Annotated in this window: 19 protein-coding genes; 7 read left to right on the top strand and 12 right to left on the bottom strand. The window is 47.6% G+C overall.

Going from position 1 to position 22231, the window contains the following annotated elements:
- Positions 1-298: 298 nt before the first annotated feature.
- On the top strand, positions 299-1078 hold the full coding sequence (locus C0033_RS18845; RefSeq protein ID WP_103229448.1) for a DeoR/GlpR family DNA-binding transcription regulator: 780 nt from the start codon (positions 299-301) through the stop codon (positions 1076-1078).
- A gap of 92 nt (positions 1079-1170) precedes the next feature.
- On the opposite strand, the gene C0033_RS18840 is transcribed toward C0033_RS18845, so the two are convergent.
- From C0033_RS18840 to C0033_RS18795, 10 genes are all read right to left on the bottom strand, one after another.
- Positions 1171-2241 (bottom strand): hypothetical protein, encoded by a 1071-nt coding sequence (locus C0033_RS18840; RefSeq protein WP_103229447.1) that lies wholly within the window; start codon positions 2239-2241, stop codon positions 1171-1173.
- A 44-nt stretch (positions 2242-2285) separates the two neighbouring features.
- Positions 2286-3818, bottom strand: coding sequence for a sulfatase (locus C0033_RS18835; protein ID WP_103229446.1), 1533 nt, complete (start codon positions 3816-3818; stop codon positions 2286-2288).
- Positions 3819-3830: 12 nt separating this feature from the next.
- Positions 3831-4160, bottom strand: coding sequence for a PTS sugar transporter subunit IIB (locus C0033_RS18830; protein WP_103229445.1), 330 nt, complete (start codon positions 4158-4160; stop codon positions 3831-3833).
- A 25-nt stretch (positions 4161-4185) separates the two neighbouring features.
- The gene (locus tag C0033_RS18825) at positions 4186-5499 is read right to left on the bottom strand and encodes a PTS ascorbate transporter subunit IIC (RefSeq protein WP_103229444.1); all 1314 of its coding nucleotides are present in this window, start codon (positions 5497-5499) and stop codon (positions 4186-4188) included.
- A gap of 28 nt (positions 5500-5527) precedes the next feature.
- Positions 5528-5986 carry a PTS sugar transporter subunit IIA gene (locus C0033_RS18820; protein WP_103229443.1) on the bottom strand — a complete coding sequence of 153 codons (459 nt, stop codon included), beginning with the start codon at positions 5984-5986 and terminating at the stop codon, positions 5528-5530.
- A gap of 319 nt (positions 5987-6305) precedes the next feature.
- Positions 6306-7499, bottom strand: coding sequence for a HAMP domain-containing sensor histidine kinase (locus C0033_RS18815; RefSeq protein WP_242984548.1), 1194 nt, complete (start codon positions 7497-7499; stop codon positions 6306-6308).
- Between the two features lie 66 nt (positions 7500-7565).
- Entirely contained in the window at positions 7566-8261 is a 696-nt protein-coding gene (locus C0033_RS18810) for a response regulator transcription factor (protein WP_347501198.1), read from the bottom strand.
- Positions 8262-8412: 151 nt separating this feature from the next.
- The gene (locus C0033_RS18805) at positions 8413-9426 is read right to left on the bottom strand and encodes an ABC transporter permease subunit (protein ID WP_103229441.1); all 1014 of its coding nucleotides are present in this window, start codon (positions 9424-9426) and stop codon (positions 8413-8415) included.
- Entirely contained in the window at positions 9371-10378 is a 1008-nt protein-coding gene (locus tag C0033_RS18800) for an ABC transporter ATP-binding protein (RefSeq protein WP_103229440.1), read from the bottom strand. Before C0033_RS18800 ends, C0033_RS18805 begins: the two co-directional genes overlap by 56 nt.
- Positions 10379-10408: 30 nt before the next feature.
- A complete protein-coding gene (locus C0033_RS18795) occupies positions 10409-11611 on the bottom strand; it encodes an NEW3 domain-containing protein (RefSeq protein ID WP_242984547.1) in 1203 nt (400 codons plus the stop codon).
- A gap of 318 nt (positions 11612-11929) precedes the next feature.
- Between C0033_RS18795 and C0033_RS18790 the strand changes: the two genes are divergently transcribed.
- From C0033_RS18790 to C0033_RS18775, 4 genes are all read left to right on the top strand, one after another.
- Complete coding sequence (locus C0033_RS18790) at positions 11930-12883, top strand: LysR family transcriptional regulator (RefSeq protein WP_103229439.1); 954 nt, start codon at positions 11930-11932, stop codon at positions 12881-12883.
- Between the two features lie 238 nt (positions 12884-13121).
- Positions 13122-14429, top strand: coding sequence for an SLC13 family permease (locus tag C0033_RS18785; RefSeq protein ID WP_103229438.1), 1308 nt, complete (start codon positions 13122-13124; stop codon positions 14427-14429).
- Positions 14430-14489: 60 nt separating this feature from the next.
- Positions 14490-15455, top strand: a complete 966-nt coding sequence (locus C0033_RS18780; RefSeq protein ID WP_103229437.1) for a serine hydrolase — start codon at positions 14490-14492, stop codon at positions 15453-15455.
- 38 nt (positions 15456-15493) lie between these two features.
- Entirely contained in the window at positions 15494-16888 is a 1395-nt protein-coding gene (locus tag C0033_RS18775; protein ID WP_103229436.1) for a M20/M25/M40 family metallo-hydrolase, read from the top strand.
- 63 nt (positions 16889-16951) lie between these two features.
- Here the strand turns inward: C0033_RS18775 and C0033_RS18770 are convergent, their stop codons facing one another.
- Positions 16952-17905, bottom strand: coding sequence for an AEC family transporter (locus C0033_RS18770; RefSeq protein ID WP_103229435.1), 954 nt, complete (start codon positions 17903-17905; stop codon positions 16952-16954).
- Positions 17906-18048: 143 nt separating this feature from the next.
- Between C0033_RS18770 and C0033_RS18765 the strand changes: the two genes are divergently transcribed.
- Together C0033_RS18765 and C0033_RS18760 are read left to right on the top strand one after the other, a co-directional pair.
- Entirely contained in the window at positions 18049-18993 is a 945-nt protein-coding gene (locus C0033_RS18765) for a LysR family transcriptional regulator (protein WP_103229434.1), read from the top strand.
- A gap of 8 nt (positions 18994-19001) precedes the next feature.
- Positions 19002-20171: an MFS transporter gene (locus C0033_RS18760; protein ID WP_180994815.1), complete on the top strand. Its 1170-nt coding sequence runs from the start codon at positions 19002-19004 to the stop codon at positions 20169-20171.
- Here the strand turns inward: C0033_RS18760 and C0033_RS18755 are convergent.
- Entirely contained in the window at positions 20153-21625 is a 1473-nt protein-coding gene (locus C0033_RS18755; RefSeq protein ID WP_180994814.1) for a DUF4454 domain-containing protein, read from the bottom strand. The two genes, C0033_RS18760 and C0033_RS18755, sit on opposite strands and share 19 nt — an antisense overlap.
- Positions 21626-22231 lie beyond the last annotated feature (606 nt).

The raw sequence follows: 22231 nt of genomic DNA, 5'->3' as shown, positions 1-22231 counted from the left end.
CTCCGGCGGTTTCTATGGCCTTTCCTGTTCCGGTTTCGGGCATAAGCACTTCTAAACGTGCAGAATTGCTAATGCCCTGCAAAGTCACAGGAAAGGCCATAGAAACCGCCGGAGCCAGACCGGACAGCAGAGGTTCCCGGGGCCGTGATTTGTAACAATAACTGTGCAAAATGTCTTGTAAAATTAATTTTACGATCGTTTTTGTTATATCCTTTTGCCTTGCTCTTTTATAAAATCCATGTTACTATTTTTATGAACATATCGAGATTTAAAACTTCAAATAAAAGGGGTAACAATTATGAAACAAAGTCAGGCCGAAGTGCAAAAAAGACACCAGCGCCTTCTGGAGCTTTTTAATACTCACGGCTCTCTGCAGGTATCTGATGTCAGTAAAATATTAAATATGTCAGAATTGACCATCCGGAGGGATTTCGACCTTCTGGAAAAGAAAGGCTACATCGTCCGCTTTCACGGAGGCGCTAAGTTAGCTTCTGCAACCACCGAGATGGCGCCTGTTTTTGAAAACAAGGGTTCCATGAACCAAACGCAGAAACAGCAGATCGCAAAAGTGATCTCCCAGTATATCAAAGATAAGGACACCGTTTTTCTAAATGCCGGCACCACCACGTTAGAAGTGATCAAATGTATTAAAAATATGGACATTACCATCATAACCAACAATGCATTGGCATGTTCCGCCTTAGGCGATGGCTCCGCCACCCTGATTTCTACAGGCGGTGAGTATAATAACCGAAACAAATCCTATACCGGTGCATTGGCCACCAATCTGATGAACCGGGTGTTCGCCACCGTCTGCGTTCTGGGCGTCAACGGCATCACCTATAATGACGGAATCACCACTTCCGCATATCTGGAAACCATGATTAATGAAGAGATGTTAAAGCGCTGCAAGGGGAAAAAGATTGTAGCCGCGGACGGTTCTAAGGTCGGACGCACCTTCTGTTTTACCAGCGCCGAGATTACCGATATCGATATTCTGGTCACCGACTCCAGCGCAGATCCGGAAGAACTGCGTAAGATGCGGGAAAAGGGAATTGAGATTGTATTGGCGGATTAAAATTCACTGAGGTACACCAGGAAGGCAGGTCACTCCAATTTACATGAAGGGTGAAGGCATTTTCGAAAATGCCTTCACCCTTCATGTAAATATCACCTTATCCATTTTTTCAAAACATCTTCATAAGCCTTCCTGTCCCCTTCCGTCCCCGAACAGATAAAGCAAATCCTGGACGGATCTTTAAAATGAGAAACTATCGTTTCAATCATAGGAATCTCCTCCGGCTTTTCAATAAACACCTGCAAAAGTTTATCCGAAGCATCCACCATATCGTAAAATTCATCCCATTCACCCACAGGCGCCGCTCCCGCTCCGGGAATCCACTGAACGCCGTTCAGTTCAGGAATACCTAAGATGTCCGGCATATGTTTGATAAATCCAGGGCCGTCCAGATGGAGCATACTGCGCTCAAATGCCTGGGCTTCCTTTACGATCAAAGGATGGATAAATTCTCTGTAATCATCCGGCCCCACCAAAAATGCTAAATCGGCCTGTATCATATCATACGGCACCTTTGTCAAAATTCCGGTCCAATGGGTATAGCCGTGGTTGATCCCGGGATCGATCACATTCAGCAGTTCTTTTTGAACCATCATCCATTGATCATGAATCTCGTTCATGCCGGCTTTTACCTCATCCGGATAATCGCTTAAATCATAGATTGTATTTTCCATTCCCCGGATGGAGTGATATACGTCGCAGACTCCGCCCAGATTTGCTCCGCCAAGCACTGCTTTTCCCTTAAAATAATCCTGGAACTTCACGTTCAGCTCCATCATTCTCCGGTACATAGGATGATTTTTATCCACCTGAAAATGCATATTTTCAGGATCGGTCTCCATCCCTTTATACCAGACCGTACCGTTGGCAGGCGATACCTCGTACTCCTGGCCCATGAACACGCCCAAAAGTCCGGTAGTTCTCACATAGAAAAACGGAAAGCCGTCGGCCAGGAAGTCCTGTGCGGAAAACTGTTTTTCATAGAGCTTCATAACCTCTTCGGCAGGCAGGTTCAGGTCATAGACAAATTCCAAAAGTTCACCTCTTGTAAACTGCGGCCCGTTTTTCAGAACAATGTTGAAAATGGGACGGTCCAGTTCTTTGTTCCACCACTTTTCATAATCATCCGAGAGACGTTTATAATCAATTTCTGTATACTGCATTTCTTTCTCCAATCCGAAGCGTTCAAACGCCAAGAAAGGCATTTTTAGAAAATTTGTGACGCTTCAGCACAATTTTCCGGCAGATACGCTTCCAGTCCAAGCCTGTAATATTGCTCTCTTGGCGCGTCAAATTCCTGCATTTTTGCGACAAGTTTCCTGCACAAGTATTCTTCCTGATCCTGATCAGCAATAGGATTCTGCTGTTTGGGATCATGAATTTTATCAAACAGAAGATTGCCGAAACCAGCCACATGATAAAGATCCTTAGAGGGTATTTTAAGCAGTCCGCACCCACGGGTAAATGAAAACGGCGGTGCAAATGTCATCTGTCTCAACTCATCTTCCCGAAACGGCGCAAACATATGCAGTGGCAGCACGGTATAGTTAAAGATATCATCCGCCCGCTCCGGCACAGCCGCCCTCATATAAATATGTTCCTGATCCACCAGATTAACATGGCCGCTGAATACGCCGAATATGGCCGCGTCCCTTACCGGACGGTCATTTTCTATCACGGGTTTCAGCGAATGCCCTTTCATCTCATCCGGCGCCGGAATTCCATAGCAGTCCAAGAGCGTGGGCGCCCAGTCAATCATCTGCACAATCGATTTTCTTCTCTCCCCCGGATGGGGAGATCTTGGATCATGAATGAAAAGAGGCGTATTGGCGATCTCATTGTAATAAGGCATTACATTTTTAGACCAGTACCGGTGCTCTCCCAGAAGAATCCCATGATCCGCCCCGACGATCAGCATGGTATCCTTCCACAGATCCAAACGGTCCATGGTATCCAAAAGCCGGCTCAGGTAGTAATCGCTCATGGAAATAGAGGCCTTATAAAGAGTTCTCATATGTTCCACCACCCTGCTGTCCTCAAAATCCTCCAGCTTTCCCCGCGGCCAGTCGTAAACAGGGCCTTCATATTCGTCCTCATACTCCTGCCTGAAACGGTCCGGAACCAGAAATGGCTCATGGGGCGAAAATGATTCGACCTGCAGCACCCAGTTATCCGCATCCGCATTTTTCTCCAAAAATTCCTCTGCAAGGGAAAATACTTTGGCCTGCGGATAAGTATCCGGGTCTTCTGGGTTCAGTTCTTCTCGGTTCACCCAGTTGGCCACCCAGGAACCGGACAAACCTTTTCCGCTGTGGCTTTTCAATTCCTTTAAAACAGGAGGTATCTCAGGTCCGGCCGCATTTCCCTTCCATCGGTCCCCTTCCTGTCCGCGGACGAATTCGAACGAGTTATATTTCGTATGATAGCCGCCTCCCCCTTCTTCCCAGTAATTGTAATGGTCTGTAATGAGATGGGAATAAATTCCGTTCTCCTTCAAAATCGAAAAGACCGACTTATCATACGGCTCCAGCGGCCCCCACTCCCGGTGCAGGAAATGGCATCTTCCCGTATGAAGATCCCTTCTCGCCGGAATACAGGGCATACTGGCCACATAGCTGTTGTCAAATACCGTGCACCACTCGCCCAAACGTTCAAATCCGGGCGCCTTCACCTCTTCACAGCCATAAGGCGGCAGAAACCGCCTGTTTAAGCTGTCAAACAACAGAAGGATTGTTTTCATAGGGCATACTCCTTACTTTAACAAATGCGGATAGTGTTCTTTCATAATCTCTTCAATCTGTGATGCGATCTTATTGCCATCCATCAGGTTGACAATCTCTATCACATGAACATTGTCGTCCGGAGAAAGCCGCACCACGCTGACCAGCTTTTTGGAAACTCCTATGATATCCGCCCATCCTTTATAAGAGCTGACTTCTCCGCCGGATGCATGCTCCATCTCAGCTTCGATTCCTTTCGTTTTAAGAGCTTTGCGCACATTATTTTCCATGATAACGCTGGTTCCTACGCCATAGCCGCAGACAAATAATATATGTATTTTATTCGGATCTTTCGTTTTCATTATTAACCCTCCATTTTAATATGATTTAGTGAAGCAGACTTCCAATTCCTTTCAAAACTTCAGTGACAGCCGGCCAGAACGTTGCAAAGTCGAACATCCCGGACCAACCGGCCGTTCCCGGCAATGTGGTAAGGCTCAGAGCCCATACCGTACCAAATGTCTGGATAATTCCCACGGAAACACAGCAAACAATTATGGATTTCCATCCTCCGTATTTATTGGCCAAAACTCCGATAGGCCCTCCTACAAAGAACAGAGGCAGGAATCCCGGCAGCACCATAACCGGGCTTTTCACCAGATACAGCACCAGCATCGCAAGAATCGTTCCAAATGTGGTGAACATAAAGCCAAGTGTTGCAGATGTAGGTCCAAATCCCAGAATAGCCGCCACGTCGATGGCAGGAACCGCATTGGGTGCGATCTTTTCCTGAATTCCCTGGAAAGCTGTAGTCAGCTCGCTTGTCAGCATGCGGACGCCCTGAAGCACGATTACCATAAATGCGGAAAACTGGATGCCGATCATGAAGATATAAATCAGCACATTGGTTCCGCCTGCAACCGCTTTTGCGCCCTGCCATCCCAAAGTCAGCAGAAAGCCGCCGCAGAATAAGGACATGATAATGGCAACGCCGATTACGTTGTTATCGAAAATCGCCAGCCAGCCGGGAAGATTTAAATTCTCGGCATTGTCTTTTTCCGGATCGCCAAACAGATGAGCGAATTTGGAATAGAACCAAAATGCTAAGGTCTGGTTATGTCCGATGGTAAAACCGCCCATTCCGTCCGTAATCTTATCCACCGGCTTAATTGCCAATGTGGTGGAAAACGACCAGTAGATACCTACCAGAACTCCGGCGATAATGACAACCAGAGTGTTGCCAAGGCTTCCCAAATAAGCGAATACCAGCCAGAGAATCGCCTGGGAATGGGATACGCCTGCATTACCGGTAAGGAAAAGACCGCGCACCTTTGTATATTTCCCCAATAAAACCAATATCAGGTTGATTGCAAATGCGATTAAAAATACGTATCCCACGAACTGAAAGATTCCTGCGTCCGTAAGGGCGTTGATGGCCACGGAATTCATTACCACCTGGTCCATCACGTATCCCTGGATTCCGTATGCTTCTTTAATCGCATCCGTAATCGGCGAAATCAATCCGCCGAACTGATTTCCTCCAAATATAATCAGCTGCAGCCCTACCATCGTGGTGAACGCGCTGCTGACCACCTGTACAAATCCCTTCCGCACCAGAATATTGCCAAGCGCAACTAATAAACCGATAAAGATGACCGGCTGCCGGAGCAGCTGATTCAATATAAAATCTAAAATAATCATATGTAACCCCTTTCCCTTCTGGAAAAACCTACCGCCCGTACTTTTCTTCCAATTTCAAAATATCTTCTTCCGATTCACATGACAGAAGATCCTCTGTCAGTCCCTCAGTCATCAATTCCTCCGCCAATTGCTGCATATTCAACAAATGTTCCTCCGGATTTTGAGCCGCCAGAGAAAAGAACAGCCTGGCGTCATTCTCAGGATTCCCTTCCGTAAAATGAACCGGCCGGCACACTTTCATAAAACTGATGGCTGAGCATTTTACCCCTTTCGCCCCCATGGTCGTATGCGGCATGGCGATATCGGGCGCCAGCACAATATATGGTCCAAGTTCCTTAATGCTGGCAATTACCTGATCGATGTAGCACGGTTCAATCGTTCCGTCCTCCAAAAGCGGCTGGTAAGACGCTTTAACCGCATCTTCCCAGTTGGAAAACTCCTGATGAAAGCACACCCGGTTTTTCCTTACCAAATCACCTATTAACATTTCCACCTCCCCTTTCTCATTAATGATCGTTATAATTCATAACAAGTTCATAAATTTGTTTTGTTTGTAAATTTTTCTGAATTTGTTAATTATAACCGTTATTATATACTACATTTTCTCTAATTTCAAGATGTTTTTATGTTCGTTTTAGGTTTCTAATGTTCATTTATTCCAAATTTTACCATTTTCCTGGTTTTTTCTATTTTTGTGGCATGGATTCAAAGTAAGGGGTGAGGATATTATCAGAATTTACATGAAGGGTGAAGGCATTTTCGAAAATGCCTTCACCCTTCATGTAAATTCGATAATATCCTCCCCCCTATTGCGATACAATTATTTTAAAATCGACATAAAAGCAGTTCATCCCATCCATATATTCCACGCCGATCCCGGCCCTATGGTTTCTGGCAATCCCCTGGGCAATCGCCAATCCCAGCCCATAGCCACCCTGCCCGCTTCTGGCTTCATCTCCCCGGTAAAATCTTCTGAAAACGGCTTTTCTCCTGTCTTTCGGAATGGCCGTCCCTTCGCTCTTCACCCAAAGCCTGGCTTTTCTTTTCGAAAACCGTTCCAGAACCACTTTGGTATTTCCGTGTGGAGACGAGTATTTCACCGCATTGTCCAAAAAGATCTTCATCAGCTGGCGGATCTGCTCCGGATTGCCTTTCATTCGGATATCGTCTGCGATCTCGTAATCCAGATTCTTTTCATTTTGGTAAAATACGGGTTCAAATGTGAGGATTCCCTCCATAACCAGATCGCTTAAACTGCATGTTTCTTTTACACATGGATTCTGGAGCAGCACTTCGCTTTTGGCCAGAAGCAGAAGGTCCTCCACCAGAGAGCGCATTCCGATGCTCTCCTGATGGACGTTATGGAGCCATTTATCCACATCCGGGGAGATTCCGGTGCACTGCTCTTCCAAAAGCTCCGTGTTTGCCATAATAACGGTCAGAGGTGTCTTCAGCTCGTGGGATGCGTCTGCCACAAACTGTTTTTGCATGCGGACGGATTCTTCCACCGGACGGACCGCCCATTTTGAAAAGAAATAGGATAGGATCAGGAAGCAGACCCAGATGGCGCCGCATATCATCACGCTGGTTCTGAGCAGGCTGCTGCTGATGGAATCCTCATATGAGGTATCCACAAATGCGATCTTAATTCCGAGGGGATGGCTGATTCTCAGATACCGGAGGTGGTATTCTTCCAGATCGCCTCTGTCGTTCACGCCGGTAAGCCCCATTCTGGCAATCTGTTCCAGGAAATGCTGGTCCGGGAAGGAATTGTAGGCGCCTTCATTTAAGAAAACCATGCCGTCCTGATCCACGACCACCGTAAAATAGGGGACTCTCACCTGGGGCGATACTTCGAAGATCAGCGCGCCTGCTTCTTCCTCGGCGGCCCGGGAGAGAAGGGAATTGCTCTCTTCCATAATCCTGTTTTTCACCAAAAATGCAGCGGCAAAAAAAGCGGCTCCGATTACCACTGTCACAATGATCATATTGTACAACATAAATTTTATCCGCAGCCTGACTATCTCTTTCACGTTATCTCCTCATTTCACCCTGTCCACACCTTATCAAACAGTTTCTTCCTTCCGGGTCAGCCGGTATCCGAAATGGCGCATGGTTACAATCATCACATTTGTCTTCAAAAAATCCAGTTTTTTTCTTAAAAATGAGATATAGATCTCCACGTTATTCTCCACCGCATCCGAACCGGCGCCCCAGATCTTGTTGAGAAGGGTTTCTTTGGACACCACCATCTCTTTATTGGACATCAGAATCCACATCACGTCATATTCCTTTTTCCCAAGCTGAATGCTCTTTTCCGGGCCGGAAAGACAGTAGGTGGATTGATTCAGGGTTAAATCACCATAAGTCAGGCAGTCGGGGAGAATCTCCCCTTTCCGCCTGACTACCGTCTTAATCACAGCTAAAAGCTCTTGTTTATCAAATGGTTTGGTCAGATAATAGTCCGCCCCGCTTTCCAGCCCTGCCACCTTATCCTCGACTTCGCTTTTCGCGGTGAGCATGAGCACCGGCACGCGGCATCCTTTGGCCCTGGCCTCTTTTAAAATTGTAATTCCATCCTTGCCTGGCAGCATCACATCCAGGATCACCGCGTCATAAGCGCCTTCCATCATCTGATACCCTCCGCTCACCCCGTCTGTGCAGATGTCGGCATCGTACCAGATCTGTTTTAAGATATCCTGGATCGATTCGGCCAGCCTTTCATTGTCCTCCACGATTAGAACTCTCATGTTTCCTCTCATTCCGCAGGGAAACTGCCGCCTGCCTTTTTCTATATTTTCATCCTTCCTGACTGTAAGGTCAATATTTTCCCTCGATTGTTCATAGATATTTCATATTTTTTCTGTACCATAACAATTTCCGGCAAAAATCTATGCCCAATCGCCTGTTTCTTTATCTGCTGCGGATTTCCTTTCTCATAAAGCTGATATAGGAACCGGCAAAAATCACGGCTGTAATGGCCAGCAGCCCTGTCATATGAGGCCATACAAGAAGCAGGCTTTGTCCCAGGGACAGATATCCGGTGATCGCGCCGGAAAGCTGCTGCGGGGTAATCACGTTCATGGAACGGATGCTGGGATTCATGATTGTCGAAACCGCCTCGCTGTAAAGATAATACGGGGACAGCCGGTTTAAATTCAGCTGGCAGCTGTAATTTCCAAGAATCTGCTTCGCCGTAGCCATCTGGTTGATGGGATACAGGGAGTTTGCCACAATATTGACCACCAGGCTCATGAACAGCGCAAAAAAGATCCAGATGGCGATCACGGCCAATGCGGATGTGGCCGCATGGCGGCATATAACGGAAAACAGAATGGAGAGCGCCAGCCAGAAACAGATATAAACTGCCGTAAACAAGAGAAATACGAACAGACGGCCAACCTCTTCCCCTTCCGGCGGAATTCCGGTTGCCAAAAGCCCGATGGCGCTTATGGTAAGCCCCATGGCAAATACCATGATCAGGATAATGGTGGCCCCGGCCAGAAACTTGCCGTTAATCACCGCATCCCTGTAGATGGGCTGGGCCACCAGACGGTTTAAGGTTCCCTCTGAACGTTCGCTGTTAATCGCGTCAAATCCCAGCGTCAGCCCCACAAACGGCCCTAAAAGCGCTATAAATGCCGTAAAGGACGGAATCGAATTTCCGCTGAGCGTAAATAACTTCAGGAAAATGAAATCCGAATCCGTTGAAATTGCACTCTGAAGGCTGGACAGCGCGCCGTAGATACTGGCAAAACTCGTTAACAAGATCAGAGCCAGCACGATGAGAAAACGCCTGCTTCTGATGTGGTCCGCCATCTCTTTCCGGTAAAGCGCCGCCAGGCCGCAGCCCGCCTGGATGCGGCCGGAATCATTTCCTTCCGAAGGAAATAAATGCTTTATTTTTTCTTTCACTATCATTTCCATCTATCTGCCCTGCTTTCTCAAAATATCGTCTATATATTTCATCCAGGTCATTGCCCCGCTGGCGCAGGTGCTGCAGCGTATATCCCTCTTCCAGACATTTTCTCAAAAGCTCCCTTTTGATGTCTGAAATGGACCGGATTACATAGAAATCGCCTTCCCGTTCCACCTGCTCCACATTCCCCATTTCCGTAAGAAGCTTTTTAAATCCTGCATTGTCGGGAAATGCGGCTGCTTCCAGCACATAGCGGCCTTCCTGCTGCATCTGCTTTGCCAAATCTTCGATCCTGCCGCAGGCCATCAGCCGTCCTTCCACGAACAGCCCCACCCGGTCGCATATCTGCTGGATCTGGTAGAGCTGATGGGAGGATATCAAAATCGTTCTCCCGTCATTTTCCGCCAGTTCCCGGATCAGGGCCATCAGTTCCCGCATTCCTTCCGGGTCAATTCCAAGCGTGGGTTCATCCATGATAACCACTTTCGGATCTTTCATCAGCACATCCGCGATCCCAAGCCTCTGCTTCATGCCCCGGGAATAGGTTCCGGCTTTCTGATCCGCCGCATAGGTCATTCCCACCTTTTCCAGCAGGCTGTCAATCCGCTCATCAATCACGGCTTCGGAAAGGCCGTTCAGCCTCCCCGTAAACCGCAGGTTCTCCCGGCCCGTCATATCGGAATAAAATCCTACGCTGTCCGGCAGATATCCCACGATCTTTTTTACCTCAATCGCCTCTCTGGTACAATTCTTTCCGTCAATATATGCAGTTCCCTCCGTAGGCTCCGTGAGCCCCAAAAGCATCAGGGTGGTGGTGGTCTTTCCGGCTCCGTTGGGACCCAGCAGACCGAATACCTCGCCCTGGCTGATGCAAAGGTTTAAGTCTGAAACCGCTGTCTTTGAACCGTACTGCTTGGTGAGGCCTTCTGTTTTTATGATAACATTTTGATTTTCTTCCATATTCTCCTCACATTCTGCCGCAGCGGCGTTTTACCTTCTTCCATATTTACGGAACACATATCCAAGCCCTCCGGCCGTACACAAAATGATGATCACCGCGATTGCGCCCCATACGGTTTTTGTCTTCACGGACACACGGAAATCGGCGTTGGCCGAAGTCTGGTCGCATTTGGCGCTGAAGGATGTCACATAATCACCTGTGATCACGTCGGAACCAGGTTTTACGTGGGCGATCACTTCCGTGGTCGTTCCGGCAGGAATATTTTTGATGATATTGTCTTCCAGATTATAGGTTACGGTCCAGTTGGTTGGAGCTGTGGAATTGATGGCCACATTTTCCAGATCCACATTTCCCGTATTGGTAATGTTTAATGTCACATCGGATTCCCGGTTTGCAAAGGCGTCGAAGCTTAACCTGCCGTCCGGTGTTTCCAGTTTCAGTCCATATGTACCTGTGATCACCACTTTCAAATCCGTTGTCAGAGTTTCTTCTGCGGAAACAGCAGAACAGGAAATATTGTATTCACCTGCCGCAATATCTGCCGGAGGCGCGACGGAAACGGTAATCCCTTTGCTTGCTCCGGAATCCACGTCTATTCCCGCAATTTTCGTAGACTCTCCGGAAGGAGTAAATCCTATGGTCCATCCGGCCGGAGCGTTGGAAGAAAGGCTGTAGGACTGTGTGGTCAGACCGTTGTTAATCAATGTTGTGCTGAAGCTGAAGTTGGTTCCTGATGCACCTTCCTGTTGTGGATATTCGGAAGAAAAGCTGCCTTTCCCCGCTTTTATCTCGCTGATATTAAAGGTCAGGGTCTGGTCTGCCGATGCGCCGGATGCAGAGGAAGCGTGAACGGATGCCGTATAGGTTCCTTCTCCCGCATCTTTTGGAACCGTGAGATGAAGGGTGATCTGAGCTCCCTGCTCTCCGTCTTTTACATGTACCTTGCTGACCTGATAGCTGCCGCCCTGAAGATATCCTTCCCATCCGTCTGGAAGGGAAGAAACGGAAACATCCGCATCCATGCCTGCGCCGCTGTAATTATTTAAGGTAATCGGTATGCTGAGATTATCTCCCGGCTTCACCGACATTCCCGGATAATCGGTGCTGAGTTCCAGCCCTCCGGCCGCATGGGCCTGAAACGGGACGAGAAACAGCATAAAAACTGCCACGATAAAAACCATGGCAACACTGATCCTTTTCTGAATAACCTCCAACTTTTTTGCTTTCACCATGATATCCTCCATTCTGCCGCACTCACTCCTGCGGCCATAATCTCTCATATCCTCATCATAGCGGTTTAACCTTTAGCTAAGCTTTAATAAATATGAATTTAATGTGAAAAGAGATTGTTATATAATAAAGTTATAATAGTTCAGAGGGCGGGAATATTGATACAAAAATCAGTGTCAAGCTCGCTTGTAAGCGGATTTTTGTATCAATATTCACATCGGAGGAACCTCCGATGCTTCTTGTATGGCCGCAGGCCATGCAAGAAGATACCCCCTCTGAATAGTTACATAAAGTTAATCATAAGAAAGAGGGGGAACACCATGACATTTGAACAGCTAAGCTACGCAGACGCCGTAGCCCGGGAGAAAAGCCTTTCCAAGGCCGCAGAACGCTTATTCATCTCTCAGTCCGCCCTGACAAAGTCCTTAAACCGCTTGGAGGAGGAATTGGGAATCAAGCTTTTTGACAGAAATGTGGTGCCCGTGCAGCTGACCTTTGCAGGGGAATGCTATCTGGAAAAAGCCAGACAGATTCTTTCCATTCAATCCTCGATGACCCGGGAATTGGAAGAAATCATGTCCTTTCGGAAAGGCAGGGTGCGGGTAGGAATGGGCCCCGGAAGAAATGAATTCTGGACCCCTCATATTCTGCCTGCCTTCACCAAAGCCTATCCCGACGTCGAAGTTCAGATCGTATTGGGAGGCAGCAAATTTTTGGAACAGGAGCTTCTTAACGGACACCTGGATATTAGTTTCCAGTACCTTCCCGTGTTATCGGAGGATCTCACCTATACCATGATCACGGAAGAACGGCTGCTTTTAGCCGTCCCCTTGGATCATCCGGTTCTTGACGGAAAAGAACTGCCTGAGAACAGCTTAATTCATCCGCTGCTGCTCCCGCCCGATTCCTTAAATGGCCGGACATTTTTGTTCGCCCCCGAAGGCCACGGCATAACCCAATGCACACGGCAGATATTTGCCCGCTATCACATCTGTCCGGGGCAGATCCGCAGATATACCAACTGTGATCTGATCTACGCCCTTGCGTGTGAGGGGATGGGGCTGTCCTTTATTCCGGATACCTGCGCCCTATACCCCGCCTATTATAAGAAGCCGGTGTTCTGTACCGTGGATAATCCGCCTTTTACCATGAATCTGGTCGCTGCATACAAAAAGCACGAGGGCATTTCACCTCTGGCTAAAAAATTCCTGGAGATAACCTGCGGCATCGTCCGCCATTCTCCGTATTTATCGGTAAATGCTTCGAAAAACTGATCTCATTATCTAAAGTCGAGAGCTCTGAATGCCCATAGCACAGAGCTCTGTTTTTTATTCTCTTTATGACACTTTGTCATAATAACTATGGCTCATTCTCATTAGACATTAGAAGGATAATTTTGTTACTATATAGTTATAAATAAACAATATTGTCTATGCTTTGGGCGTTTCAAGGAGTGCACACTTGAATCCAACAACACCTGTTAACTTTTCATTTGTATTGGAGGGAATTGGAATGAGTATTACTATGTATGCTGCACTTGGGGTTCTGATGATGCTGGCTCTTATGATCGCCATGATGGTGGGAAAAACCTCTCCTTTGGTTCCTATGCTGGCAGTGCCTTTAATCGGATGTCTCATCATGAGGGCAAATCCGTCTGAAATCGCGGAATGGGCTATGTCCGGCATGAAGGACCAGCTATCAACCATAACCATGTTCACCTTTGCCATCATCTTTTTTAATATCATGATGGACGCCGGGGTCTTTGATACAATGGTCAGCAAAATGACCCGCAAAGCCACAGGGGTTCTCCCTTTATGCCTGCTCACCGTAGTCGCAACCATCATCGGCCATGCCGACGGGTCCGGAGCCACCACATTTCTTATCGTTATTCCGCCGTTTATTCTGCTTTATAAAAAGATGAATATGCGCCCGGTTGTGCTCATGGGACTGGTTGCCCTCACAGCCGGGGTTATGAATTCCGTTCCGTGGGGCGGACCTTCCGGCCGTCTTGCAGGCGCCTTTGGCATCGATTCATTTGCCATTTTCCAGACTATGCTTCCCGCATTCGTAACAGGACTGATCTGCTGTTTTGCTCTGGCCTTTGTTTTCGCAAAGCTGGAGATCAGAAGGGGAGCCGGCAATACCGGCGCATTGGAAAGCCATGAAGAGCTTCAAAAAACAGAAGAAGAAAAGGCGCTTTTAAGGCCGCAGTATTTCTGGTTTAATGTGATTTTAATCTTTGCGACCATAGCGGCAATCTTTATCAGTGATCTGCCGATCTATGTCTGCTTTATGATCGCCTGCTGTCTGGCACTCTGTGTCAACTACAGAGGTGCAAAGCTGCAGGGTGAACGGCTGAACGCCTACGCTCCGGCCTGTATGAGCATGGTTTCTCTCCTTCTGGCCTGCGGAGTATTTGTAGGCGTGATCGGATACAGCCCGATTCAGCCTTCCATGCTGGAAGTTATCGAAACTATTATCGGAGGAGCTTCCACCAGGCATTTGAGCGGAATTCTGGCCTACCTCTGGCCTATATTGGACGCTTTGGGGCTGGATCACTATGCCTGCTGCTATTCCATCGTTCCTATGGTGCAAAAAATATGCTCCCAGTATCTTACGCCCCTGCAGGCAGCTGTTTCCTATCTGGTTCCATGGGTTTCCCTGGTATTCATTCATCCTACCACCCCGGCCATGTATATCGGCCTGGGACTTACCGGAGTCTCCTTCAGGGAACACTGGAAATTCGCATGGAAATGGGGTCTGCTCATATCCTGGATCTCTGTCACAGTATGTATTCTGCTGAATATCATACCCATCTGATCTTAAATCAGACCCGTTATATTGATTATTGGAAAACTTAGGCAAGGAGACTGAATTTATATGATGAATAATAACGAAAATGCTATGGATCTCACCCCTTTTATCGAAAGAGTTGAACGGGAAGGTCTGGATATCTACAACTGCATTGTACATAAAAGCGGAAAACTGATCGCACAAAAACACTGGAGACCGGCCAAACGCATCGATATCCGCTCCGGCACAAAAAGCTTTTGCTCAACGGCCGTAGGTTTTGCCCTTCAGGAAAACCTGTTTTCTTTGGACGATTATGTGGCGGACTGCTTTGCCGATGACTTTTCCGCCGAGCCCTCGCCGCTCATGAAGGAAATGCAGCTAAAACATCTGATGACCATGACAATGGGATTTGCCCACGAACATCTCATGGGCGCTCAAAGGGAAGCCATGCAGAGTATTCCGGATTGGGTAAAATACTCTTTAAGCCAGGAAGTTATCTATCACCCGGGTGAGAAATTCCTTTATAACAATATCGGCCCCTATCTCATGGGCGTTTTAATCCAGCGCCGGGCCAAGATGGGTCTGATCGATTACCTGAAGCCGCGGCTTTTTGACCCGTTAGGCATACAGGCTGTTTACACCGTGGAACATTGCCCCTCCGGCTATGATTTTGGAGGAAGCGGCCTGATGCTGGATGTATTCGAATATGCTAAACTGGGCCTTCTATACCTACAAAACGGAATTTGGGAAGGAAAACAGGTTCTTCCGGAGGGCTGGGCAAAAGAGGCTTCCACTCCCCGTTCTTATACGGTATCCACCCCAACTCTGCCAGGCTATGAGATTTACAACGATAATACAATCGGGGCTACCTATGGATACTTCTTCTGGATCGGCCCCTGGAGCAAATGGTATTTTGCCTGCGGGGCAAAGGATCAGTACTGCGTGATTGTCCCTGAAAAAGATGCGGTAATAACGGTGGAAGCCAATGTCACCCAGACCGGCGAACCCACCATTCATGCAATCGCCCGGGAAATCATTCCAAGGCTTCCATAGGCGTTAAACGGGGTTAATCAAAGGAAAGGGGACTGGTTATGATTAAGAAAGCTCAGCTTGAAAAGCTTTATCAAATGTTTCAGTATGTAGATGAGCATTTTGACAAAATGACAGAAGAACTCTGCCAGATCGCTTCCATGCCCAGCGTGGAAGGTAATTCCGAGGGACTGGAAAATACCAGAACATTTATCGTGCAAAAGATGAAACAGCTGGAACTTGACGTCGCAGTTCATGAAGTGGAACAGGGAAACAGTCTGATTACCGGGGCCGATATCAGCGGCCGGAAAAATACGGTGTTATTTTACAACCATTACGACGTGGTTCCTGCCGGAGACTTATCCCAATGGGAAACAGATCCTTTCACTCCGTCTGTAAAAGATGGTAAACTGATTGGCCGGGGAATCTCCGACAACAAAGGCTGTCTGATGGCAAGGCTTCAGGCTTTGGAAGCCATCCGGGCTGTGGAAAATGGGCTTCCTGTCAACTTAAAATTCTTATTTGAGGGAGATGAAGAGACGGGAAGTCCCTCCATGAAAACATTCAGCCGTCTGAAACCAGCGGACTTTAAAGAAATGACTTCGGCAGACGTTTGTTTTTGGGAAAACAGCCGTACCAGCGGAGGCGAAACGGCCTGGGCCAGTTTCGGTGTCAGAGGCGATGCTGAATTTGAGTTAAGATGCAGTCCTATCGCATTCGATGTCCACGCCCGCAACGGAAATCTCTATCCCAATGCCGCATGGCGGCTTGTATGGGCGCTGTCCACTATGAAAGATCCCAAGACCGAGCGGGTATTGATCGACGGTTTTTACGATCACGTGATCACGCCAAAAGACGCGGACAGAAAGGTATTGGATGCATTTCCATTTGACGAAGCGGGAGCGAAAGCCCATGTGAATGTGGATTCCTTTTTATTGGGAAAAGAAGGTCTGGAGTTAAAAGAACGGCTGTATCTGGAGCCGTCCTTCACCATAAACGGACTGGAATCGGGAGAGGTATACCGGCCTGAAGGTGCAAGGCACATCGTCCCCCACAGCGCCTATGCGAAGATTTCCTGCAACCTGGCTGCCAATCAGAAGGCCGGAGATATATTTAAGCTGGTCAGAGATCATCTCGACAGACACGGATTCCAGGATATCGGGCTCACCATGACAGACGCCTTAGATGCAGTGCGAACACCTGTAGATTTACCGATTACGGAAGATTTAAAATATGCGGCCACACTCGTATATAAAAACCCTCTTGTCATTGAACTGACCATGCTGGGGCCGGGGCCGGCCGCTATTTTAAGAAATCCATGGCCTGATCTGCCGATTATAGGCATCGGACCGGCCAATCCTGACTGCGGGCACCATTCGCCCAATGAAAATATGGTTTTAAGCGATTATAAAAACAGTATTAAGTATACGATTGCTGTGCTTTATGCTTTGGAGTAGGGGGAGACACGAAAAAGGGACTTGAAGCTTTCAAGTCCCTTTATGGCATCTTTCAAAACTCTTTTATATCACCCCCATAGACCTCAATAGGAATATCCATCCCGTCATCGTAACCGCACTGAATAACGTAGCCAGCACGATAATTCCCGAAGTGAGCACATCGTCACTTCCCATATTTTTAGCCATTATGTAACAGCTTGGTGTGGTCGGCGCTGAAAGCATGATTAAGCAGGCCACAATCTCCGCCCTGTCAAACCCCAGAATCAGGATTACAGGCAGGAATACGGCTGTCTGCGCCACCAGTTTTATGAACGTAGCCGCCAGCGCCGGCTTTACTTTCTGCCATGCATCCCCGATCTCAAATCCTGCGCCGATCGCGATCAGGGCCAGAGGGGTCGCCATGGACGACAGGGTTCCCACGGTTTTATTGATTACAACCGGAAACTGTATGTGAAGCAGGGAAACCAAAGTTCCTGCCAGAATTCCCAGTATAATGGGATTTTTTATGATATTAACACAGGCGTCTTTCATCTTCTGCGCCAAATCGATCTTTTGTCCTCCATTATCCGCTTCCAGTGTCAGAACCAGAACGGAATAGATGTTATAAAGGGGAACGGTGCTGACGATCATCATCGGCCCCATGCCGGAATCCCCGCACAGATTCTGGATAAATGCGATGCCCAGAACCGCCGCACTGCTTCGGAACGATCCCTGGACGAAAGCACTTCTCATTCTCCTATCTTTCAAAAACAGCTTGGCCCCGCCCCAGATCAGCCAGAAACAGACAGATGTGGAAATCATACAGAACAGCACAAAATCCGGATGAAACTGTTCGCTGAAATTAATGGTGGATAAATCTTTAAACAACAACGCCGGAAGCGTTACGGTAAAATTAAATTTGTTCGCCTTATCCACGAAGTTATTGTCAAGCATGCCGATCCGTTTTAACAGATACCCAATCACAATAACCAGGAAAACGGGCAGGGTAATATTAATGCTATAGATAAAATGTTCCATTTACAGTGCCAGCCTTTCAACTTTATTCTTTTTACTGATACATTTAATAGCATATCAGATCCATCATCAATTGCAAATCGAATATTATTGATATATAATATTTATATTTGTAATATTATGATCCGCAGGAAGGGGGATTACCAATGACAATTGAAGAGATTGACGCATTCTTGGCTGTCGTGGAATGCAAAACGCTGTCCCTCGCCGCCGACAAGCTTTTTATCAGCCAAAGCACCATCAGCCAGCGCCTGAAACGTCTGGAAAATGAGCTCGGCACCAAGTTATTTCTCAGACAGCAGGGCCAGCGGTCCACAGCCCTCACCTCTGCCGGAACCAATCTGGTACCCATGGCGCAGCAATGGTCGAGCCTGTGGAGGGACATGTATTCGCTGAACACATTTACCGGAAAAACCGATCTTTCCATCGGCAGTGTGGATCTGGTAAACAGCATATCATTTGTCCCTCTCTATAAAAAAATGCTGATGAACCACCCGGAAATCCAGCTGGATATCAACACCCACCACTCTTCTGAGATCCACAGCCTTTTGGAAAACAGGGTGATAGACATCGGTTTTGTGTTCAGTCCGGTCAAATATCCTGATATCATTTCGACGCCTCTGTTCAGCGAAAAGATGTATCTGATCTCCCGCCGTTCCAACGGGTATTACGATAATATCAGCACCTCCGAACTGGATTCTCAAAAAGAAGCTTATCTGAAATGGAACGCGGATTATGAGTTATGGCATCACAGCAATTGGAGCCAGACCCGCCATCTGATCAATGTCAATACGGGCACAAATATAATTCACTATCTGGATGAACCGGGCAGCTGGACCATCGGCCCCTCTTCATTGATCCGTTTTATGCGGAGGCAAAAGGAAATCGCATTCTATCAGTTAAAAGAAGCTCCGCCTCCTCTGGTATGTTACCAGCTCACCCACCGCTATCCAAAGCCCAGCAGGCTGGACGGGCTCAAAGCATTCCGCCGCGAAGCGGAACTCTATATTAAATCTAATAAGACGATGACCTGGCTTGACGCGGCTCCACCGGACGGTGAAAACAGCAGTTCAAAGCCGGCATCAGAATGAGAGGAAACATGAAACGTTCGAGAATCTTACTGAGCATTACAATTATATTTTTCTGGGCTTCGGAATACTGCCATGCCCCATATTTTACGCCCTATCTTCAAACTCTGGGGTTTGCGGCCGGAGCGGTGGGATTCATGACCGGGATGTACGGTTTTACCCAGATGCTCGTCCGCATCCCTATGGGAATCGTGACGGATGTGACGGGATGTTATAAAAAGACCATTCTGTTGGGAACCATTTTTACAACCATTTCTTCCTTTGGTCTCATTTTCTCCACCAGTTTTGCGGCGATTGTGTTCTGCCGGATACTGGCGGGTGTTGCGGCTTCCTCCTGGCTGGCTTTTACGATTCTGTACGCGGCTTATTATGAAGCGGATAAAAGCGTTCAGGCCATGGCCAATGTCACTGCATTTAACAGTGCTGGAAAACTTTTGGCATTTATTCTCGGCATGATAACCGCTTCCATATGGGGATACCGGATTCCTTTGGTATGCAGTTTTCTCACCGGAATCGTGGCTATTATATGCGCTCTGTCGTTAAAACCGATAGAAATAAAAAGGGAACCGCTGAAAATCAGCCATATCGCCGTTGTATTTCTTCATCCGGCGGTGCTGTGCGCTTCCTTTTTTGCAATCATTATGCAGTTGTTCCTGCAGGGGACGGTCTTTTCCTTCACTTCTGCAGTGGCCAGGGACTTAGGCGCTTCTCCGCTGGAGATCGGCATCAATACGACGCTGTTTACCCTGGTTCAGATTCTGGCCGTAGGCTATGTCGGCAAACATCTGACGAAAAAGATGAATACCTGGCAGGCCGTCACCCTTGGCTTTCTCATGATGACCGGTTATTGTGTGATGACCGCATTTACTTCCCATATGTCCGTTCTCTATATTGCGCAGGCCATAGGAGGCGTCAGCAGTCTGATTCTCACCTCCATACTGACCGCGCTGACCATCCGCTATATCCCGCAGGAAAACCAGTCCACCGCCATGGGGCTGTTTCAGGCTCTCTACGGGATCGGCATGACCCTGGGGCCCATCATGACTGGCACATTGACGGCCAGGTACAATTACTGCACCGCCTATCTGGCAATCGGAGGCTGTACGCTGGCCGCCGCAGTTTTGGCCCCAATTTTGCTTCCCCGTATTGAAAAAAATGCAGGTCAGTCTCCCCGGAAATAAAGCGCTTTTACATATCCCTTTGGATCGGTTACCAGCAGATTTCCGTTATAAGGAGTCGGTCCATAGGGATTGACCTCGTTAAAGTTCATCATCCTATAGCTTCCTTCTGCCTCTCCCCGGTCCTTTTCCGGCATGTCAAAATAGTAAAAATACTCTTCACAAGCCCCTTTCAGCACATAGATAGGTCCTTCGTAAATCCTCTTAAATCTGGTATCGTCGCTGTCCGACCACAGCCGGTAAATTCCTGAGCCGGGTTCATAGGCCGCCATCACATAGTCCCCGTAGTCCTCATTTCCATCAGGCGTATCCACAAATACATAGGTTCCATAGTCAGGTTTTCCGGATTTTTTGAGTACGGATGTTTTCCCGGTCAGCTCATCCACTACCAGCTCAACGCTTCCGCCCGCCTCAATTTCTTTTTGCTGTTCTATTGTAATCGTGATAGGCACAGAAATGGTCCCTTCCGCTTCATAATAGTTCCCCCGGTCCGAAGCATGCTCAAAATCCGAATACATGCTCACGCTGATCTCTCCTTCTTTGGGAAGCAGTTCAAGATAAGGCGCAGGTGCCAGCGCATCAATGGCCGCCTTCAATTCCGCCGCCTTTTTCTCGTCAAAATTCTCTTCCGCCGCCTTCAAAAAAGCGATATTCCGCTTCTCCAAACCCGTAAATATTTTCTCGTCGAATTTATCCGATTCAGTGTTGGCCTGATACCACGGTTCTTTTCCGAAATAACTCTTCAGCTTTTCATTTTTAAAGATTCTGCCGTGAACAGCATAAAATTCGTTCCGCAGAAGCTGCATATCCTCTAAGTCAAGGCCGATAAGGTCAGTATCATTTAAAGGCCGTCTAAATGCTTCCGCCATAATCAGACTGCTTTCGCATTCATAATAATCTCCCGCCTCATCTGTACTTCCCTGCAGGGTAATACTGCCGTCCTTATTAACTCCCACCGTAAAAGCAGCTCCGCCACCATTAACGCTTACATCCTCAAGGCTATAGGAATTAACATCCTCCTCAAGCCGCAGATTAAATTCACGGATAGTCCGGAAAGAATTGGAAAACTTTTCGTCCCGCTGCAAAAATTCCATCTTCAAAATTCCCCTTGCATCCGGCTCTCCCGGAGTCACGTTCAGCTGATACCTGTAATCTCCCGCTTTAAAATAATTCCCGCAGACAGCCTTCGCCCGCGCGCTGATATCCGTATCCCCAACACTATTTCCTTCATTCTTCCGAATTTCCTTCTCCGTCTCCCGTTCCGATTCCGTCTGCTCTGTTTCCTGAGCCGCCGCTTCAGCCTTACTGCCGGATTCCTGAGTATAGTTAGATTCCTGGGTATAGTTACTGACTGCCTCTTTCGAATCCGTAATCCGCTCATAAGAATTGCAGGAACTAATAAGCAGAGCCAGGAAACATGCGGCCGGTACCATACTGTATTTGCTGATAAGTTTCATAATAAAACCTCCCATTTGTTTCAAAGGCAGATATCCTGCTGCCGCGGGCTATCCGCCTGATAATAACTCTTTTTTTCAGTATAGTACCTTTTCCAATTGATTCCAACCGACGTTTTTCTTAAAAAGGTTAAGAATTTATGTAAGACATTTCACTTATTACCAAATTTACATCAAGGGTGAAGGGATTTTCAAAAATGCCTTCAGGTTTTACTTTAAACGTGAAGGCATTTCGCGAAAAGCCTTCACCCTTTACATTAAATCCTCAAAGCATTTCCAAAAATCCCTTCACCCTTGATGTAAATCTTACTCACGCCCCAAATCTTTTTTATCCTCAGCCAGCCAAGCACCAGCCGGAAAGAAGGGGAAACCTGGGCGGGCGGCGGAAATGGAAACAGATAGGGGATCGTGTGCAGACCCTTAGTGATACTTGGACGGCAAGAGCGGAAAAAGGCAGACAAATACTGAATTCCGAATCAGTATTTGAGGCGCCCTTGAACGATGAAGTCATAAAGAGTTCATCGTGAATGGCGCCGCGCTGCCTTTTTCCGCTCTTGGCGGCCTAGTATCACTTAGGGTCGTAACCCGAATCCCCTATCTGTTTCCATT

It is taken from the genome of Clostridium sp. chh4-2 (assembly GCF_002899675.1).
Lineage (GTDB): Bacteria > Bacillota > Clostridia > Lachnospirales > Lachnospiraceae > CHH4-2.
The sequence above is the reverse complement of the archived record's forward strand: the minus strand, read 5'-3'. Positions and strand labels throughout refer to the sequence as shown.

What these genes read in the sequence shown, in the direction of transcription:
- C0033_RS18845 (WP_103229448.1), top strand. Translation starts at nt 299, where the DNA reads ATGAAACAAAGTCAGGCCGAAGTGCAAAAAAGACACCAGCGCCTTCTG.
- C0033_RS18840 (WP_103229447.1), bottom strand. Translation starts at nt 2,241, where the DNA reads ATGCAGTATACAGAAATTGATTATAAACGTCTCTCGGATGATTATGAA.
- C0033_RS18835 (WP_103229446.1), bottom strand. Translation starts at nt 3,818, where the DNA reads ATGAAAACAATCCTTCTGTTGTTTGACAGCTTAAACAGGCGGTTTCTG.
- C0033_RS18830 (WP_103229445.1), bottom strand. Translation starts at nt 4,160, where the DNA reads ATGAAAACGAAAGATCCGAATAAAATACATATATTATTTGTCTGCGGC.
- C0033_RS18825 (WP_103229444.1), bottom strand. Translation starts at nt 5,499, where the DNA reads ATGATTATTTTAGATTTTATATTGAATCAGCTGCTCCGGCAGCCGGTC.
- C0033_RS18820 (WP_103229443.1), bottom strand. Translation starts at nt 5,986, where the DNA reads ATGTTAATAGGTGATTTGGTAAGGAAAAACCGGGTGTGCTTTCATCAG.
- C0033_RS18815 (WP_242984548.1), bottom strand. Translation starts at nt 7,499, where the DNA reads ATGTTGTACAATATGATCATTGTGACAGTGGTAATCGGAGCCGCTTTT.
- C0033_RS18810 (WP_347501198.1), bottom strand. Translation starts at nt 8,261, where the DNA reads ATGAGAGGAAACATGAGAGTTCTAATCGTGGAGGACAATGAAAGGCTG.
- C0033_RS18805 (WP_103229441.1), bottom strand. Translation starts at nt 9,426, where the DNA reads ATGGAAATGATAGTGAAAGAAAAAATAAAGCATTTATTTCCTTCGGAA.
- C0033_RS18800 (WP_103229440.1), bottom strand. Translation starts at nt 10,378, where the DNA reads ATGGAAGAAAATCAAAATGTTATCATAAAAACAGAAGGCCTCACCAAG.
- C0033_RS18795 (WP_242984547.1), bottom strand. Translation starts at nt 11,611, where the DNA reads ATGGTGAAAGCAAAAAAGTTGGAGGTTATTCAGAAAAGGATCAGTGTT.
- C0033_RS18790 (WP_103229439.1), top strand. Translation starts at nt 11,930, where the DNA reads ATGACATTTGAACAGCTAAGCTACGCAGACGCCGTAGCCCGGGAGAAA.
- C0033_RS18785 (WP_103229438.1), top strand. Translation starts at nt 13,122, where the DNA reads ATGAGTATTACTATGTATGCTGCACTTGGGGTTCTGATGATGCTGGCT.
- C0033_RS18780 (WP_103229437.1), top strand. Translation starts at nt 14,490, where the DNA reads ATGATGAATAATAACGAAAATGCTATGGATCTCACCCCTTTTATCGAA.
- C0033_RS18775 (WP_103229436.1), top strand. Translation starts at nt 15,494, where the DNA reads ATGATTAAGAAAGCTCAGCTTGAAAAGCTTTATCAAATGTTTCAGTAT.
- C0033_RS18770 (WP_103229435.1), bottom strand. Translation starts at nt 17,905, where the DNA reads ATGGAACATTTTATCTATAGCATTAATATTACCCTGCCCGTTTTCCTG.
- C0033_RS18765 (WP_103229434.1), top strand. Translation starts at nt 18,049, where the DNA reads ATGACAATTGAAGAGATTGACGCATTCTTGGCTGTCGTGGAATGCAAA.
- C0033_RS18760 (WP_180994815.1), top strand. Translation starts at nt 19,002, where the DNA reads ATGAAACGTTCGAGAATCTTACTGAGCATTACAATTATATTTTTCTGG.
- C0033_RS18755 (WP_180994814.1), bottom strand. Translation starts at nt 21,625, where the DNA reads ATGAAACTTATCAGCAAATACAGTATGGTACCGGCCGCATGTTTCCTG.